The following is a 17,521-nucleotide window of genomic DNA, read 5'->3' as shown; positions in this document are numbered from 1 at the left end:
GACCGCCCGTGGGGACGGGCACCGAGACAGGCCGGCGGTACCGGCCGGACGAGGATCGACGCAAGCATGACCGCACCGCTGCACGAGGCCCATCCGACCGGTTCCGGCCGGCGACTGCCCGACACCCAGCAGGCCATGCGCCGCCGCAACCTCGCCCGGGTCATGCACACCGTAGGCGACGAGGGACCCTTGTCGCGGGCCGCCGTGGCCTCCCACATCGGTCTGACACGGGCGGCCGTGTCCACCCTGGTCGACGAGCTGATCCGCGCGGGATTCCTCGATGAACTGGGGCCCGAACGGCCGGGCAGGGTGGGACGGCCCGGCTCGGCACTCGCCGTCAGCGGACACGGTCCCGCGGGGATCGGCGCGGAGGTGGGCGTCGACCATCTCGCTGTGTGCGCCGTGGATCTCCGGGGCGCCGTGCGGGCCAAAGCCGTGCGCCACGGCACGAACCGCGGCCGGCCGGCGGGTCCCGTGATCCGGGAACTGACCGCGCTGGTGCGCCAGGTCGTCGCCGAGGCCGACCAGGAGGGGCTGTGGCCCGCGGGCGTCGCCGTCGCCGTCCCCGGCCTCGTGGCCCGTGACGCCCGGACCGTGGTCCAGGCCCCGAATCTCGACTGGCACGACACCGACCTCGGCGAACTGCTGCCCGCCGAATGGCCGTTGACCGTGGACAACGAGGCGAACTTCGGCGGACTGGCGGAACTGTGGCTCGGGGACGCGACCCCGCGTGACTTCCTGCACGTGTCCGCGGAGATCGGCATCGGCGCCGCGGTGCTCGTGGACGGGCGGCTGCTGCGCGGCACCCGCGGGTTCGCCGGCGAGCTGGGACATGTCCCGGTGCGCCCGGACGGACCGGAGTGCCCGTGCGGAGGACGCGGGTGCCTCGAACAGTACGCGGGCGAGGAGGCCGTCCTGCGGGCCGCGGGGCTCGGACCGGGCGAGGACCGCGTCGGTCTGCTGTCGCAGCGGGCCGCCGACGGCGATCCGGACGTACGCCGTGCCCTGCGCGACGCCGGGACCGCGCTCGGCATCGCCCTGACCGGCGCGGTCAACCTGCTGGACCCGGAGACGGTCGTGCTGGGCGGTGCCCTCGCCGGGCTCGCGCCCTGGCTGCTCCCCTCGCTGGAGGACGAGTTGGACCGGCGCACGGCGGGCCCCGCCTGCCCCGTGTCCGTCTCCCGGCTGGGATCGGAGGGGCCTCTGCTCGGTGCGGCACATTCGGTGGTACGGGCGGTGCTCGACGATCCGGCCGCGTTCGCCGTGCGGGCGTAGGCGGAACGCCGGGCCCCTCGCGGGGGTGGGGCGAATCGCCCCCGCCCCACCGCGAGGGCGGAGCGAACCGCCGGGCCCTCAAGGGGCTGAGCAAACCGCCGGACACACGGCTCACACGGCCCACCGCCCGGAGGACGTTCACAACGTTCACCCTCACGGATGGGCGCGTTGTCCACTTCCCGCGTGCCGTCCACGGACTCGCGCTCGACCCTTCCAGCCCAACCGGCAAGCGCCGTACCGTAATTCACGCGAGGCGCAGCCGTCCTGCCGGTGGCTGTGTTCCGGTCGGATCGGGGGGTTCAGATGTCGGAGGGGGCGGTTCCGGGTCTGCGGCGTGAGGCGATCGGCCTGCGCGAGGTCCTGTTCCAGAGCATCACGGCGATGGCGCCGGCCGCGGCGGTCGCCGCGTCCATTCCGTCCGGAGCGGCGTTCGCGGGCGGGAGTCTGCCACTGTCCGTACTGATCGCCCTGGTGGCCTGTCTTTTCACCGCGTCGTGCGTCGCGGAGCTGGCGCGGGAGATGCCGGCCGCGGGCTCGGTGGCCACCTACACCGCGCAGGGCCTGCATCCTGCCGTCGGATTCCTCGTCGGCTGGGGCTATGTGTTCGTCGAAGCCCTGGTCCCGCCTCTGCTCCTCCTCCAGCTCGGGTTCACCACGGCGGGCACGCTGCACCAGGAGTGGTCCTCCTATCCGGAGGACCTCTGGTGGCCCTGGTCGCTCGCGGGCGCGGTGGTCATCGCGGTGGCGGGCTATTGGGGAGTGCGCGCGTCGGCCCGGTTCGGAACGGTCCTCGGCGTCTTCGAGGTGCTGGTCTTCGTCGTCTTCGCGGTGTGGCTCATCGTCCGGGCCGGCGGGGACAACACCCTGTCGGTGTTCGGGACGTCCCACACGGCCGAGGGTTACGACGGGATCAGCGGGGTGTTCGCGGGTTCGGTGTACACGGTGCTCGCCTTCGCCGGGTTCGAGGCGGCGGCCCCGCTGGCGGAGGAGACCAAGGACCCGCGCCGCACGATGCACCGGGCCGTCCTCGGCGCGGCCCTGGCGATCGGCTTGGTCTACGTGCTCACGACGTACGCCATGTCGGTTTACTTCGGCCCCGACAGGTTCGCCAAGTTCGGGGCGTCGGGCGCAGGCTCCTGGGAAGGAGTGGCGCGAGCGTCTTTCGGTCTGTTCTGGGTGCTCGTGTTCCTGGCGGTGATCAACTCGACGATCGCCAATGCCAACGCCTGCGCCACGGTCTCCACCCGAACGGCCTTCGCCCTGGCCCGCATCCGGGTGCTCCCCGCCCTCTTCGCGCGCGTGCACCCGAGACACCGCTCCCCCGCGGCCGGGGTGGCCGTCCAGTGCGCCGTGGCAGTGGCGGTCATGCTGGGCCTCGGTCTCGCGTACGACCCGGTCACCGCGTTCCTGCTCCTCGCGACGGTGATCGTGACCGTGGTGATCGGCGTGTACATCGTGGTCAACCTCGCCTGTGCGGGCTATTTCCTGCGCCGCAGACGCGCGTTGCTGCGTCCCGTCCGGCATCTGGTGTTCCCGCTGCTCGGCATCGTCGCGTTCGTTCCGGCGCTGCTGACGGCCGCGGGGCTGCCGGTCTTCGACTTCGTGACCGAACTGACCCCACCCGTCTCGTACGCCGGGCCGGTCGTGGGTGCCTGGATGGCGGCCGGTGCCGTGATATTGATCTTCCTGCTGCGCCGCCACCCCGGGCGCATAGCCGAGACCGCCCGTGTCCACCTCGACGAGACCTCGTCCCCCGCCCCTTCACAGAGCGGAGCCGTACAGCCATGAGCGACCCCCGGGTCCTGACCTTACGTCCCGCGCCGGGCGAGTTCGCCTGGACCTTCGGCGGCGCACCACCCGTCGCACGGATCGCGCCGGGCACCGTGCTCGATCTCTACACCGAGGACTGCTTCGCCGGGCGGGTGCGCTCGGAGAAGGACTTGGTCTCCGAGGTCTGCGAGTTCCCGTTCCTCAATCCGCAGACCGGTCCGTTCTACGTCGAGGGGGCGGAGCCGGGGGACACGGTCGCGGTCCACTTCGTCTCGATCGAGCCGGCCCGAGACTGGGCCGCGTCGACGACGGTCCCCCTCTTCGGCGCCCTGACCTCGACCCACACCACGGCCTCCCTGCAGCCGCCGTTGCCGGAGACCGTGTGGATCTGGCAGCTCGACCGGGAGCGGCGGACGGCGCAGTTCAGTGCGCGGGACAGCGACATCCGGATCGAACTGCCGATGGATCCGATGCACGGCACGGTGGGGGTCGCGCCGGCGAACCTGGAGGTGCGGTCCGCGCTGGTGCCCGACGCGCACGGCGGGAACATGGACACGCCGGAGATGCGCGCGGGAGTGACCTGCTATCTCGGGGTGAACGTCGAAGGCGCCCTGCTCAGCCTGGGCGACGGACACGCGCGCCAGGGCGAGGGCGAGACGTGCGGCGTCGCGGTCGAATGCGCGATGAACACGGTGGTGATCGTCGAACTCCTCAAGGGAGTCGCCACTCCCTGGCCCCGCATCGAGTCCGACACCCACATCATCTCGACGGGTTCCGCGCGCCCGCTCGAGGACGCCTTCCGGATATCCCAGCTCGACCTCGTGCAGTGGCTGGTGCGGGACTACGGGTTCAGCGAGCTGGACGCCTACCAGTTCGCGACACAGACCGTCGAGTCTCCGCTCGCGAACGTCTGCGACACCAACTACACGTGCGTCGCCAAGCTGCGCAAGGAGTGGCTGCCCGCGCGGGAGACCCATCGTGGTCTGCACGCCCGGCTGCGCGAGACGGCCGCGGCCCTGCGGCACTGACCGCACGGCCACCCGGGTCACTCGGGCCGGGCAGGCCACGCGGGCCACGCTTCACCGGGCCCGAATCCGTCCGCGGCCTCGCTCGTCCCATCCGGCACACCGGGAACACCGGGAACAGCCAACACACCCAGCACGCCGCAAACAGCCAGCACGCCCGGCTCACCCAGAACGCCTAGAACGCCTAGAACGCCCGAGCAAAGGCCGTGTGTTCACGGCCCCACACCCGACAGCCCCACACCAAAAGGCCCCACACCCCCCACCGATGAAAGGCCCAGATCCATGGAGCGAGCACGGTCGTTCCCGAGCCGACGGCGGCTGCTCAAGGGCGCAGCCCTCGCGGCCCTCCCCTACGCGTTGCTTCCCGACGTCAAGGCGGCCGCACAGCCGTCGGCCGTCGACTACCCGGGCGCCGACTGGTATCCGGCGACCGGCTCCAACTACACGGCCTCCGACCGCCCCTACAGCTACGACCTCGACTATGTGGTCATCCACGTCACCCAGGCCACGTACGCCACGACGCTGTCCATCTTCCAGAATCCGGCGAAGAAGGTGTCCGCGCACTACCTCGTGCGGTCGGCAGACGGTCATGTCACCCAGTGCGTGCGGGAGCGGGACGTCGCCTGGCACGCGGGCAACTGGGACTACAACACCAGAAGCATCGGCATCGAGCACGAGGGCTGGGTGGACCGGCCCGCGTACTTCACCGACGCCCTCTACGAGGAGTCGGCGCGGCTCACGGCCGCGATCTGCGACCAGTACGGGATCCCCAAGGACCGCGCCCACATCATCGGGCACTACGAGGTGCCGGGCACCGACCACACCGATCCGGGGCCCAACTGGGACTGGACGCGGTACATCCGGCTCGTCAACTTCGCCTGAGCGGGAACGGCCTCGCGGCGAGGCGGGCCGGGACCCAGGGGGGGCACCGGGCGGAAGGGGAACGTCACACGGGTTGTCCAGGCCCGCACCGGGAGTGACGATGGACCCAGCCGCATCGCCTTCCGGGAGGCCGAGTTGACCGATCCTTGGGTGGCCCTGGAACCGGGGACCGATCCCGCCGAGCGGGGTCGGCTGCTGCGCCGCGCGTACGAGTCGTTCACCGAGGCGGGTACGGTGCCGCGGCCGGTTCGTGGCGTGGTGGCGGAGTCGTGGCGGCGGTCGGCGCGAGCGGGCGTCGTCCCGGAGGACACCGCGAGGGTGGAACTCATGGACGGGGAACTCGGCTCCTACCGGGCCGAGCATCCGCTCGCGCAGGTGATGCCGCTGTTCCGGGAGCTCATGGGGACGTTCGCGGCGGACGGGGAGCATCTGCTGGCCGTGTGCGACGCGCAGGGCAGGCTCCTGTGGGTCGAGGGCCACCCGGGGACACGGCGGCAGGCCGGGCGGATGAACTTCGTTCCGGGCGCGCGGTGGTCGGAGTCGGCGGTCGGAACGAACGCACCGGGGACGGCGGTCGCGGTCGACCGTCCGGTGCAGGTGTTCGCGGCCGAGCACTTCATCCGGCGGGTGCAGCCCTGGACCTGTGCGGCGGCGCCCGTGCACGATCCGCGCACCGGACGGGTGCTCGGGGCGGTGGACATCACCGGCGGGGACGGGCTCGCGCATCCGCACAGCCTCGGGTTCGTCCAGGCGGTGGCGCGGGCCGCCGAGGCCCATCTCGCCCTGCTCGCGCCGCCCCGGGCCATGGCCGACGCCCTCGAACTGACGGCCCTGGGGCGCGACGAGGCCCAACTGGTCACCGACGGACGGAAGATCAGGCTCAGTCGCCGGCACAGCGAGATCCTGGTCCTGCTGGCCCGGCATCCGGAAGGGCTGACCGGCGACGAGTTGCAGTGCGCGCTGTACGAGGACGAGTCGGTGACTCCGGTGACCCTGCGGGCCGAGCTGGCGCGGCTGCGCCGGATCCTCGGTCCGGGGCTGCTCGGTTCGCGTCCCTACCGGCTCACCCGGCCGGTCGAGTCCGATGTGGCGATGCTGGAGCGGCGGCTCGGCAGCGGCGCGGTGACGGCGGCCGCGGCGGTGTACTCCGGTCCGCTGCTGCCGGGTTCGACGGCACCGGCGGTGGTGCGGCTGCGGCGACGGCTGGCCGACGGGCTGCGGACGGCGGTCATCACCCGGCGGGACCCGGATCTGCTGGCCGACTGGGTCCGGGCGCCGTGGGGCGAGGACGATCTCGACGTCTGGCGGGCGCTGTCGGCGCTGCGCCCCGCGGCGGCCGTCCACGCGCGGGTGGCGGAGCTGGAGTCCGAGCAGGGCGCACCGGCGGGATGGGCGCACGCCGCACGCGAGGTCAGGGTGCGGCCGCGGCCGCATTGACACCGCGGAGGGCGCCTCGCCGACAGGACTGGCGGGGCGGCGGTGGACCGCTCCGTGGAACGGGGCCGCGGCTCCGGGCGCTCCGGCCTCCCACGGTTCCGACGGTCGTGGCCTCCACAGTTCCGGGCGCCGCGCTCTCCCACGGTTCCGGGCGCCCCGGCCTCCCAAGGTCCCTGGCGCCCTGGCCTCCCACGGTTCCGGGCGCGCAACGTCGTTGCAACGTCCGGGTTCCTAGCCTCGCGGCGAGAGCTGCCCGACGGCGGGCAGCGCTTCTCCGGGAGGCAACCAGCATGACCCGTTACGCGGCGCCCGGCAGCGAAGGCGCGATCGTCTCCTACCAGGCGCGTTACGACCACTTCATCGGCGGCGAGTACGTGGCGCCGGCCCGCGGGGGGTACTTCGAGAACCCGAGCCCGGTGAACGGGCAGCCGTTCACCGAGGTCGCGCGCGGCACCGCCGAGGACGTGGAGCGCGCACTGGACGCGGCCCACGCGGCGGCACCCGCGTGGGGACGCACCTCGGTGACCGCGCGCGCCGACATCCTGCTCAAGATCGCCGACCGCATGGAGGCGAACCTGGAGAAGCTGGCGGTCGCGGAGACGTGGGAGAATGGCAAGCCGGTCCGCGAGACGCTGGCTGCGGACATCCCGCTCGCGATCGACCACTTCCGCTACTTCGCGGGGGCCGTCCGCGCTCAAGAGGGTTCGCTGAGCGAGGTCGACGACGACACCGTGGCGTACCACTTCCACGAGCCGCTGGGCGTGGTGGCGCAGATCATCCCGTGGAACTTCCCCATTCTCATGGCGGTGTGGAAGCTCGCTCCGGCGCTGGCGGCGGGGAACGCGGTCGTCATCAAGCCGGCCGAGCAGACACCGGCGTCCATCCACTACCTGATGAGCCTGATCGCGGACCTGATCCCGCCGGGCGTCGTCAACATCGTCAACGGCTTCGGCGTGGAGGCGGGCAAGCCCCTGGCCTCCAGCCCGCGGGTGGCGAAGGTGGCGTTCACGGGCGAGACCACCACGGGGCGGCTGATCATGCAGTACGCCTCGGAGAACATCAAGCCGGTCACGCTGGAACTCGGCGGCAAGTCGCCGAACATCTTCTTCGACGACGTGTGGGCGCAGAACGACGACTTCCGCGACAAGGCGCTCGAGGGCTTCACGATGTTCGCGCTCAACCAGGGCGAGGTGTGCACATGTCCCTCGCGCGCTCTCGTCCAGCGCGGCCACTACCGCGAGTTCATGGAGGCGGCGGTCGCCCGCACCGAACTCATCAAGCCCGGCAACCCCCTCGACCTGGACACGATGATCGGCGCCCAGGCGTCCAACGACCAGTTGGAGAAGATCCTCTCCTACCTGGACATCGGCCGGCAGGAGGGCGCGAAGGTGCTCACCGGCGGTGAGCGCATCGAGCACGACGGGGAGTTGAAGGGCGGCTACTACGTCCAGCCGACGATCTTCGAGGGCGACAACCGGATGCGGATCTTCCAGGAGGAGATCTTCGGCCCGGTCGTCTCGGTGACGTCCTTCGACGACTTCGACGACGCCATCAAGATCGCGAACGACACCCTGTACGGGCTCGGCGCCGGCGTGTGGACGCGGGACGTCAACACGGCCTACCGGGCCGGGCGCGCCATCCAGGCCGGCCGGGTCTGGACGAACTGCTACCACGCCTATCCGGCGCACGCCGCGTTCGGAGGCTACAAGCAGTCCGGCATCGGCCGCGAGAACCACAAGATGATGCTGGAGCACTACCAGCAGACGAAGAACCTGCTGGTCAGCTACTCGCCGAAGAAGCTCGGCTTCTTCTAGACCCACGAGTAGACCCACGAGTAGACCCACGAGCAGGGCGCCCGACCCGGAAGTCGCCGGGTCGGGCGCCCTTCGTCGGCGGTGGCGGCCCTCCGGCCTGAGGCTGCGCGTACCCTTGAACACCCGTCCGGACGGTCCGAGGGCGGGCGGATACTGTGCGCGAGACGGACGCCCGGTCAGAGAGGGAAAGCGTGACCGACACCAGCGACACCCGACCCGCCGAGGACGAGGCGCGCGCCCCACGGCCGAGCCGATTGCACCGGCTGATGCGCTTCATCCCCCTGATCGCCCCCGTCCTGCTGTGGTCGGTGCCCTGCTGGGTACTCCTGTACGGCGGCCAGCACTGGCCGGCGGCCGTCACCGCGGCCGGCACCGCGCTGTTCGTCCTCGGCCTCGTCGGCATGCCGATCTCGATGGTGCGCGGCCACGGCCGGCGCCAGCAGGACCGGTTGGCGATCGTCGGCGACACCCTGCTGGGCACCAGCTGGGTCCTGTTCACCTGGTCCGTGCTGCTCGGGGTCCTCCTGCGGCTCGCCCTGACCGTGGCCGGCGTCGGAGACGGCCAGGACCGGGCCCGCCTCGTCACCTGGGCCGTCCTCGGCATATCCGCCGTGCTGCTGGCCTGGGGATACACCGAGGCCCGCCGCGTGCCCCGGGTGCGCCGGCTCGACGTACAACTCCCGCGGCTGGGCACCGGCCTGGACGGCCTCAGGGTCGCCCTCATCACCGACACCCACTACGGCCCGCTCGATCGCGCACGCTGGTCGGAGCGGGTGTGCGAGACAGTGAACACGCTGGAGGCCGACGTGGTCTGCCACACCGGCGACATCGCGGACGGCACGGCCGAACGCCGCCGCGCCCAGGCCCTCCCGCTCGGTACCGTACGGGCCACCCGGGCCCGGGTGTACGTGACCGGCAACCACGAGTACTACAGCGAGGCCCAGGGCTGGGTCGACCTGATGGACGAGCTGGGCTGGGAGCCGCTGCGCAACCGCCATCTGTTGCTCGAACGCGGCGGCGACACCCTCGTGGTCGCCGGCGTGGACGACGTCACCGCCGAGTCCTCGGGCCTCGCGGGCCACCGCGCCCACCTCGACGGAGCCCTGAGCGGCGCCGACCCCGACCTGCCCGTCCTGCTCCTCGCCCACCAGCCCAAGTTCATCGACCGGGCGGCGGCGGCCGGCATCGACCTCCAGCTCTCCGGGCACACCCACGGCGGTCAGATCTGGCCGTTCCACTACTTGGTCCGCATCGACCAGCCCGCCGTCGCGGGCCTGAGCCGTCACGGCGCCCGCACGCTTCTCTACACCAGCCGCGGCACCGGCTTCTGGGGCCCGCCGTTCCGCGTCTTCGCCCCCAGCGAGATCACCCTGCTCGTCCTCCGCTCCCCGCGGGCGGACGCCTAGGAAGGCCGGCCGAAACGGTCCAGGAGCGCGTCCAGGCCCTCCGCGAGTCCCTCCGGTCCACCCCGCTCCGCGAGCGCGGGCGCGCTCTCGCGCAGGGTCGGCAGCTCCCGCGGCGACAGATGGTGCAGACCGAGTCGGAAGGCGGGATCGGACTCGTCCGGGTTGTCCACCATCGGCTGCACTTCCACGGAGACGTATCCGAGCAGCCAGGCGGAGTAGGCGCGGAAGAGGGCGGCCGTGCTGGGTTCGTCGAATCCCGCCGCCCGCAGCAGGGTGAGCACCCGCTCGTGGTCCCGCAGCACCGCGCTCGGCCGGCGGGCCAGCGGGACCGCGAGCATGCGGGTGGCGAGCAGCGGAACCGCCTGGGGATGGGCGAGACACACCTCGTACATGGCCCCGGCGGCCCGGTGCAGCCGCTCCCGCCAGTCCGGCTCCTCCTCCGCCGCGGGCGTCAGCTTCTCCTCGAGTTCGAGGTAGAGCGCCTCCACCAGCCCGTCGAGCAGGGCGTCCTTGCTGGGTGCGTACCGGTAGAGCGCCATGGCCTCGACGCCGAGCGCGGATCCCAGTCGCCGCATGCTGAGCGCCGACAGGCCTTCCTCGTCCACCAGCTGCAACGCGCTGGCGAGCACCCGTTCCCGGCTGAGCCGACCGTAACGCCCACGGTCGCTGGCGCGCCGCGCCGGCTGTTCCCCCTCGTTCATCGCCTCGTCCTCCACGCCGGTGAACTTCGCATACGGAGCGAACTCGACGATAAGCCATCGGCCGCCCGTGAAGACCGAGGCGGACCGGGGTCCGGAGGGGAGATGGGGAGTGAAGGCGTTCTCAAAGCGCTCCACCTGGCGCAAGGAGTCGACGCGGCCTACGCGTCCGGCGTTTCCCGGATCACGGCGAAGAGCGCCCGATCCGCGGGCAGGCCGTCGGCGTCGAAGGCGCGGTGCCGGCCAAGGTGTTCGACCCGCCCGCCCGCGCAGTTCTTCAGCAGGTACTCGGTGAGCCAGACGTCGGGGGTCGGCTCCATGCGGGGCAGTCCGAACGACTCGGGCATCTCGTCCTCGCCGCTGTCGAAGAACATCACCTTGCCGGTCTTGTCCCAGAGCCCGCGGAGCATGTCGGTGGCCGTGCCGAAACCCAGCTCCCGCACCAGGTGGTGCCACAAGGACAGCAGGAGGGTGCAGTCGGTCGCCGGCAGGAGGGGGAGGGTGTCGGGGCGGAACTCGAGGCTCATCACGGCCACGTTGTCGAGCCCGTTCCGCCGCACGGCGGTCGTCGCCGTCCGTACGCACTTGGGGTCCGCCTCCAGCGCGACGGAGGGTATTCCGCGCTGGGCGAGCCTGATCGGGAAGTAGCCGACGTTCGCTCCCACGTCGAGCGCGCTCTCCACCCGGAGCCGCTCGACGACCGGTTCCATGGCCTCCCAGCGCGACCCCGTACCGACGGATCGCTTGGCCCTTCGCACATGGATGCCCGGGACCGGCTGGTAGATGCCGTCGGGCAGCGCGTCGAGCTTGAGGCGGAACAGGTCGATCCCCTCGTCGAGCACGCGACGCGCATCGTGCATCAGGCGCGTGGTCGGGAATCGCTGATGGAGGCGCACCATGCGCGTGGAGGTCTGGGTTCCTGCCAACTGGTCCACGGATTACCTCTGTCGACTGGCGAATTACGGTCGCTCCTTGCAGGTCAATCATACCTTTTTCCCCGAATGCGCCACTCTGTGGCGAAGAGGGTCCGGCTCTCCGCGCGCAACGGCAACGCGCGTTCCGCGGCCGAGATGCGGCCCGCTGAACGACAGAGCAGTGTTGGTGGGTGAAGGTTCAGAACGCCTACCGTTCGCGACGGATGAGGAACTGGATCCATGCGCTTTTCGGGCCCTCGAACCTCGGCGAGACGCAATGGTCTCGACGTGACGTCTCCGGCGCCCCGCGACACCTGGCAGCGATGGGTCGACCAGAACGACCGGGCGCTGATCACCCAGACCCCGGACTGGCTCGACTGCATCTGCGCGACGGATTCCTATGACGACGCCAGCCGCTTCTACGCGTTCGGCGATTCCGGCGGGATCGTCGTGCCGCTGGCCCGTAGGCGCGGCTGGCCCGCCCGGCTGATCGCCCAGGACGCCTGGCCCTCCGAATGGGGCATCGGCGCTCCCGTCACCGCTCAGGCGCCCGACCCGCGGCACGTGCGCGCCGTCTTCGAGGATCTGGCCCGGCTCCCCTCGAACCGTGTCTCCGTCCGGTTCGGCCCGAACGTGGACCCCGTGTGGCTGTCGTGCGTGCCCTCCGCCTTCACCACCGTGCCGCACACGACGTACGTCCTGGATCTGGACGGCGGTTTCGGTGATGTGTGGGGGCACTTCAAGAGTTCGGTGAGAACCGCCGTGCGCAAGGGCGAGAAGGCGGGGGTCGAGGTGGAGGTCGACCGCACCGGGCGCCTGGTGCCGGAGTTCTACGCCCTCTACCAGCACTCGATCGCCCGGTGGGCGCAGCAGGCGAACGAGCCGCTGGCGCTGGCCCGCTGGCGCAGGAGCCGGATCGATCCGCTGCTCAAGTTCGAGACGGTCGCGGAGACGCTCGCGGAGTCCTGTGCCGTGTGGATGGCCTCGTACCGGGGTGAGCCGGTGGCGGCCATGATCGTGCTGCGCCACGGGCCGCACGCGAAGTACTGGCGGGCGGGCATGGTCAAGGAGCTGGCCAACCCCGTGCGCGCCACCACGTTGCTGCACAAGCTCGCCATCGAGGACGCCTGCGCTTCCGGTTGCCGGTTCTACCACTTCGGCGACTCCGCCCCCGATTCCTCCGTCAGCGTCTTCAAGGAACGGCTCGGTGCCCACGGCTACCCGTCCTTCGGCTGCCGCAGGGAAGTGCTCCCCCTCACGGCGGGCGATCAGCTGCTGCGGGGCGCCGTGAAGCGGCTCATCGGCTTCAAGGACGAGTGACGCGCGGTCCCCGAGGACGGGCGACGCCAGGACGACGAGGACCTCCGACGCCCGGCCCTCGAGAACGCCTGCCCCCGGTCCTCACGGGCGAGCGACGCCCGGTCCCACCGAGATGCCCTGGCCGGACGCCCCGCCTAGCATCGGACGTAGGCACGTGGGTCCTCGGTCCGCGAGCGTCGTCCTCGCGGGGCCCCTGCGCCCGGCAGGAGAGGTCCGTGAACGCACCTGCTGAGTTCCCGATCGACACTCCGGCCGGTCCCGCGCTCGTCACCACACCGGCGCCGCGTGACATCTGGTGGGAGTTGGCGGGCAAGGACCCCGACACCAACCCCAGCCAGACTCCGCACTGGCTGGACTGTCTGTGCGCCTCGGGACCGTACCGGGACGCGAGCCGTCTCTACGAGTTCGAGCGGGGCCGGCGGCTCGTGCTTCCCCTCGTCGGCAGAAGGCGCCGCCCGCCGTTCCTGGACGCGGCGGAGTCCTGGCCGGCCCAGTGGGGCATCGGAGGGCCGGTGTGCCCGGAGAGCGTCGGCCCGGCGGAGGCGCGTGCCGTCCTCGCCGACCTCGCGCGGCTGCGGGCGCTGCGGATCGCCGTGCGGCTGAGGCCGGCGGACCAGGCCGTTTGGGCGGCCGCGGCCGCCGGTTTCGATCTGCAGCCGCACATGACGCAGATGGTGGACCTCGACGGCGGCTTCGGAGTGGTCTGGGAACAGCGCATCGGGCGGCGGATGCGACGGGAGGTCCGCCGGGCCGAGCGTTCGGACGTCGACGTCGAGGTGGACCGCAGCGGCCGGCTCGTTCCCGCCTTCTACGAGCTGTACCGGAAGTCGATCGTGCGGTGGGCCGAACAGCAGCACGAGCCGCTGGCGTTGGCCCGCTGGCGCAGGACCCGGGAGTTCCCCGAGAAACGGCTGGCGGAGGTGGCGGCCCGGCTCGGTGACGGGTGCGCGATCTGGATGGCCTGGCGCGCCGGTGAGCCCGCGGGGGCGTGCATCGTGCTGCGCCACGGCGGGCACGCCAAGATGTGGCGCAGTGCCATGGACCGGGAACTGGCCCATCCGGTCCGGGCCGTTCCGCTGCTCTACCGGCTCGCGATCGAGGACGCGTGCGAGGCGTCCTGCCGGACCTTCGACATGGGAGAGTCCGCCCCGGGGTCCTCGCTCGCCGAGTTCAAGGCCGGATTCGGCGCGGAGAGCTTCTCCTCCCCGCGCCTCCTGCGGGAACGGATTCCCGTCTCGGCTGCCGACCGCCGGTTGCGGTCGGCCGTCAAACGCCTGATCCGCTTTCAGGACCCCTGAGGTCAGGGAGCTCAGCCCACGTCGACGGGTTCCACGTCGTCGCTGTGGTGCAGGGCTGACAGGCCGTAGGCGTCCAGGAGCATGCGCAGGAGCCCGAACTGGTTGTTCGGCTGGGCATGGTCGCCCGGGCGGACGTGCTGCCCCACCAGGACGGTGGGGACGTGGTTGGGGCCCTTCCCGTCGTCCTCGTCCCAGGTGACGACGAGCAGACTGTTGTGGGTCATCGCCCAGTCGGCATAGCCGCCGAGGTTGTCCCGCAGCCAGGTGTCCCCCTGCCGCACACCGCCGTCGTGCATGTTGTGCTCGAGGTCGGGGACGACGAACGCGACCGTGGGCAGCTTGGTGTAGTCGTGCGGGAAATCGGTCCAGGGGCGGTTCACGGAGGCGGGCAGGTTGTCGAAGTTGACCCAGGGGTTGTGCCGCCGTACGTACGGACCGTCGGCGCAGCCGGTGAAACCCCGGCGCGGCATGCTCTGCGCGTAGCCCGTGAAGGTCAGGCCGGACTGGAGGAGTTGGGTGCCGAGATTGCGGGACGTGAGCCGGTGCGGGCAGGAGTCGTCGTCGACCCCCAGGAAGGAACCCGAGAAGAGCGCCAGGTAATTGGGCTGGCTGGGATGCGTGAGGGCGTAGTACTGCGTGAGCGAGGCGCCCCGCCGGGCCAGTTGGTTGAGGTAGGGGGCTTCCTCGTTGCCGATGACGGCGTCGTAGGGCTGATCGTCCTCGATGACCACGACGATATGGTCCGGGCGGGGAAGCCCGGTCCGGCCCGCGGCGTCGCCACAGCCGGCGCCCGCGAGGAGCGTCACCATCACGGCTGCCCACGCGAGAAGCCTCCTCGCCACCGGGGATCCGGGACCGGTTCGCAGGAGCCTCCTCGCCACCGTGGATCCCGGCCGGGCTCGGAGGGATCTCCTCGTCACCGGGGATCCCGGCCCGAGCCGAAGGAACCCCCTCACCACCGGCGATCCCGGCCCCCGTCGTACGCCTCTCATCCGCCGCTCCACCGCTCTCCGTCCGGGCGCCGCCGCTCCGCGCGCCGCGCGTGATCGCCGCGGGCTGCCACTTGCAGCAATCGGAAATACCGTCACAATCAGTATTGATACCTCCTGCTGGTCGCCATCCGGCGTTGCCGCGGACCGACGAACGGGAGTGCCGACGGCTGTGTCGCCGAGGGCCGTCACGTCGGGTCGGGAGACCGACAGGCCGGATCCGGAAGGTGCACATGCGTCGAGTCAACGCCCCTGTCGGCCGTGGCGGCAGGACGACCGGCCGCCTCAGGGAGCCGGCGTTCCGCGACACGAGGACCGCCGTCGGAGCACCGGTTCTCCGGGAGAGCTCTTCATGGGCAAGCTCCAGACGCTGACCGCCGGGCGCGTGGCGTCCCTCACCGGAGCCGTCACCCGACGGCCCGGTACCGCTGCCGGGGAGCGGCACTCCTCCGGCCGGATCACGGCACTCCAGTGGGCGTCCCGCCTGATCCTTCCCGCGGCCCTCGCCCTGTGGCTGCTGTCGCTGCGCCATGTGGATCTGGCCGGAATGCGCGACTACGGCCTGCTGCAGGTGCTGCCGGTGCTCTTCTGGATCGCGCTCGGCCTGCTCGCCCTCGGGTTCTGCCTGGCCCTGGCCGAACGGCGCACCACGGGCGGGTGGTTCGCGGGATACGTCCTCGGACTGATCGCGGTCATCCACGCGACCCCCACGCTCCTCTACCCGACGCTGCGGTACAGCTGGGCGTGGAAACACGTGGCGGTCGTCGACGCGGTGATCCGCCACCACGGCGAGGTGCCCCACGCGGACAAGCTCGCCATCTACAACCAGTGGCCCGGCTTCTTCGACCTCAACGCGTTCTTCCTCCAGGCCACCGGCCTGCATTCCGCGCTCGGCTACGCGACGTGGACCCCGCCCGTCTTCAACGCCGTACTGCTCGCTCCCCTGCTGCTGCTCCACCGGACGGTGACGCGTGACCGCCGGCTGATCTGGGGGGCGGCGTGGGTCTACTACTCGTGCTCCTGGGTCGGACAGGACTACTTCGCACCCCAGGCCTTCGCGTTCCTGCTCTTCGTGACGGTGATCGCCCTCGTCATGGGGCAGTTGCCCACCTCGGCGCTGTACCGCACGAGCGAGACCCGCGCGGGCCGGTGGCCGGTGGGCCGCTTCGTGGTGGTCATGGTGCTCGCGGCCGTCATTATCTCCTCGCACCCACTGACACCGCTGATGCTGATCAGCGCGCTGGTGGCGCTCTCGCTGCCGCGGCGCAACCGGCGGACCGTCCTGCCCGTCCTGGCCGGCACGGTGGTGCTGGCCGTGATCTGGGACGCCACCGTCGCCCGCCCCTACCTCTCGCAGAACCTGGGCGATTTCCTGAACTCCCTGCTGAAGCCCGACACCAACGTGGTCTCGGGACTGGCCGCCCTGGGCGCCGCGGCCCCGGGCCAGGTCGTGGTGTCCTGGATCGACAGGGGCCTGTCCGCCGCGGTGTTCGTCCTGGCGGCCGTCGCCTTCCTCGCCCGCCCCTGGGTCCGCCGCACCGGCCTGCCCCTGCTCCTCGTGGCCCCGGTGCCGCTGCTGGCCGCGAACGCCTACGGCGGAGAAATGATCTTCCGCGCCTATCTCTTCGCCCTGCCCGCGGCCTCGCTCCTGATCGCGGCCCTGCTGCTCGGCCGGAGCGCGCGACCGGCTCCCGAGCCGGGCCGGCGGCCGCGCCTCGGGGTGCTGGCCGCGTATCCGCTGATGCTCGCCCTGCTCGGGGGACTCATGTTCGGCTACTACGGCAAGGAATCGGCGAACTACTTCACGCAGGAGGAGGTGGCGGCCGGACGGTTCGTCGCGGCGACCGCTCCTCCCGGGTCCACCGTCGTCTCGCTGACGTCGGCCGTTCCCGGCCTGTACCTGCGCTACGACGAGAACCCACAGGTGCAGATGGACGAGCAGGACCTCCAGGACAGACGGCGCCTGGTGGAGGATCCGGTCAAGGGCCTGGAGGGGTTCATCCAGCGGGCCGACCCGCAGCAGCCCGCCTACATCATCCTGAGCCGGGCCCAGGCCGCCGACCTCTACCAGAGGGGGATCCTGCCCGGCGGCACCGTGCAGCGCATGGACGCCGCCCTGGCGAAGACTCCGGGCTTCGTCCCCGTCTACCGCAGCAAGGACGCGGTGGTCTACCGGTACCAGGGCGCGAAGAGCTGAGCCGGGCCATGACCACCACACGCTGGGGACTCGCGCTGTCCGGCTGGGTGGCCCTGGCCGCGGTCACCCTCCTGCCGGACGCCCTGGTCCTGCGCGCCGTCGTGACGACGGCGTTCCTGCTCGTCTGCCCCGGTCTGGCGGCCTCGCGGTGGGCCCGGCCGGGCAGGCGACGGTTCACGGACCGCACCGCGGTCCTGGAGACCGGCGTCCTGGCCCTGACGCTCAGCCTGTCGGCGGCGGTGCTCGTCGTGGAACCGCTGTTCCTGAGCGGCACGTTCACGGTCACCCGGGCGCTGCTCGTGCTCGCCGCCGTCACGTCCGTCCTGGCGCTGCTGCCCCGGCCCGGCGGAGACCGGCACCGGGAGCCGCAGACCGCCCCGGACGCGGACCCGTCGACGGCCGGCACCGGCCGGTCCGAGCCGCCCGACGCGGAGTGAGGCACCGCGCGGCCCGGCCGGGACGCCGCGTCGCACCACGTCAGGGCCTCACAACCGCC

At 71.6% G+C, this 17,521-nt stretch carries 14 protein-coding genes; 11 read left to right on the top strand and 3 right to left on the bottom strand.

The annotated features are described in order from the left end of the window. Window positions 1-66 precede the first annotated feature (66 nt). The 7 genes from IO36_RS05755 (at window position 67) to IO36_RS05725 (ending at window position 9,609) form a co-directional block, all read left to right on the top strand. Complete coding sequence (locus tag IO36_RS05755) at window positions 67-1,275, top strand: ROK family transcriptional regulator (RefSeq protein WP_037616763.1); 1,209 nt, start codon at window positions 67-69, stop codon at window positions 1,273-1,275. A gap of 303 nt (window positions 1,276-1,578) precedes the next feature. Then, the gene (locus IO36_RS05750; protein WP_037616761.1) at window positions 1,579-3,063 is read left to right on the top strand and encodes an APC family permease; all 1,485 of its coding nucleotides are present in this window, start codon (window positions 1,579-1,581) and stop codon (window positions 3,061-3,063) included. Beyond that, complete coding sequence (locus tag IO36_RS05745; protein WP_037616759.1) at window positions 3,060-4,073, top strand: acetamidase/formamidase family protein; 1,014 nt, start codon at window positions 3,060-3,062, stop codon at window positions 4,071-4,073. Before IO36_RS05750 ends, IO36_RS05745 begins: the two co-directional genes overlap by 4 nt. A 279-nt stretch (window positions 4,074-4,352) precedes the next feature. Beyond that, window positions 4,353-4,952: an N-acetylmuramoyl-L-alanine amidase gene (locus IO36_RS05740; protein WP_037616757.1), complete on the top strand. Its 600-nt coding sequence runs from the start codon at window positions 4,353-4,355 to the stop codon at window positions 4,950-4,952. 135 nt (window positions 4,953-5,087) lie between these two features. Beyond that, window positions 5,088-6,389 (top strand): GAF domain-containing protein, encoded by a 1,302-nt coding sequence (locus tag IO36_RS05735; protein ID WP_037616755.1) that lies wholly within the window; start codon window positions 5,088-5,090, stop codon window positions 6,387-6,389. 290 nt (window positions 6,390-6,679) lie between these two features. Further along, window positions 6,680-8,203 (top strand): aldehyde dehydrogenase, encoded by a 1,524-nt coding sequence (adh, locus tag IO36_RS05730; protein WP_037616753.1) that lies wholly within the window; start codon window positions 6,680-6,682, stop codon window positions 8,201-8,203. Between the two features lie 191 nt (window positions 8,204-8,394). After that, a complete protein-coding gene (locus tag IO36_RS05725; protein WP_037616751.1) occupies window positions 8,395-9,609 on the top strand; it encodes a metallophosphoesterase in 1,215 nt (404 codons plus the stop codon). On the opposite strand, the gene IO36_RS05720 is transcribed toward IO36_RS05725, so the two are convergent. Beyond that, the gene (locus tag IO36_RS05720) at window positions 9,606-10,310 is read right to left on the bottom strand and encodes a TetR/AcrR family transcriptional regulator (RefSeq protein ID WP_037616989.1); all 705 of its coding nucleotides are present in this window, start codon (window positions 10,308-10,310) and stop codon (window positions 9,606-9,608) included. The genes IO36_RS05725 and IO36_RS05720 overlap by 4 nt on opposite strands. A 158-nt stretch (window positions 10,311-10,468) precedes the next feature. Beyond that, window positions 10,469-11,167, bottom strand: a complete 699-nt coding sequence (locus tag IO36_RS05715) for a class I SAM-dependent methyltransferase (protein WP_158997236.1) — start codon at window positions 11,165-11,167, stop codon at window positions 10,469-10,471. A gap of 342 nt (window positions 11,168-11,509) precedes the next feature. Here IO36_RS05715 and IO36_RS05710 point away from each other — a divergent pair, with 342 nt between their 5' ends. Together IO36_RS05710 and IO36_RS05705 are read left to right on the top strand one after the other, a co-directional pair. Next, the gene (locus tag IO36_RS05710) at window positions 11,510-12,541 is read left to right on the top strand and encodes a lipid II:glycine glycyltransferase FemX (RefSeq protein ID WP_037616746.1); all 1,032 of its coding nucleotides are present in this window, start codon (window positions 11,510-11,512) and stop codon (window positions 12,539-12,541) included. Window positions 12,542-12,756: 215 nt separating this feature from the next. Next, the gene (locus IO36_RS05705; RefSeq protein WP_037616742.1) at window positions 12,757-13,839 is read left to right on the top strand and encodes a GNAT family N-acetyltransferase; all 1,083 of its coding nucleotides are present in this window, start codon (window positions 12,757-12,759) and stop codon (window positions 13,837-13,839) included. 11 nt (window positions 13,840-13,850) lie between these two features. Here IO36_RS05705 and IO36_RS05700 read toward each other — a convergent pair whose 3' ends face one another. After that, window positions 13,851-14,570 (bottom strand): alkaline phosphatase family protein, encoded by a 720-nt coding sequence (locus tag IO36_RS05700; RefSeq protein ID WP_209441153.1) that lies wholly within the window; start codon window positions 14,568-14,570, stop codon window positions 13,851-13,853. 610 nt (window positions 14,571-15,180) lie between these two features. On the opposite strand from IO36_RS05700, the gene IO36_RS05695 reads away from it, so the two are divergent. Continuing rightward, window positions 15,181-17,025 carry a hypothetical protein gene (locus tag IO36_RS05695; protein WP_051900028.1) on the top strand — a complete coding sequence of 615 codons (1,845 nt, stop codon included), beginning with the start codon at window positions 15,181-15,183 and terminating at the stop codon, window positions 17,023-17,025. Window positions 17,026-17,033: 8 nt separating this feature from the next. Further along, a complete protein-coding gene (locus IO36_RS05690) occupies window positions 17,034-17,462 on the top strand; it encodes a hypothetical protein (protein ID WP_037616741.1) in 429 nt (142 codons plus the stop codon). The last annotated feature ends 59 nt before the right edge of the window (window positions 17,463-17,521 follow it).

Origin of the sequence: Streptomyces aureus (assembly GCF_000725495.1) — a bacterium.
Taxonomy (GTDB): domain Bacteria; phylum Actinomycetota; class Actinomycetes; order Streptomycetales; family Streptomycetaceae; genus Streptomyces; species Streptomyces aureus_B.
Note: the sequence above shows the minus strand (reverse complement) of the source record. Positions and strands in the feature narration are given on the sequence as shown.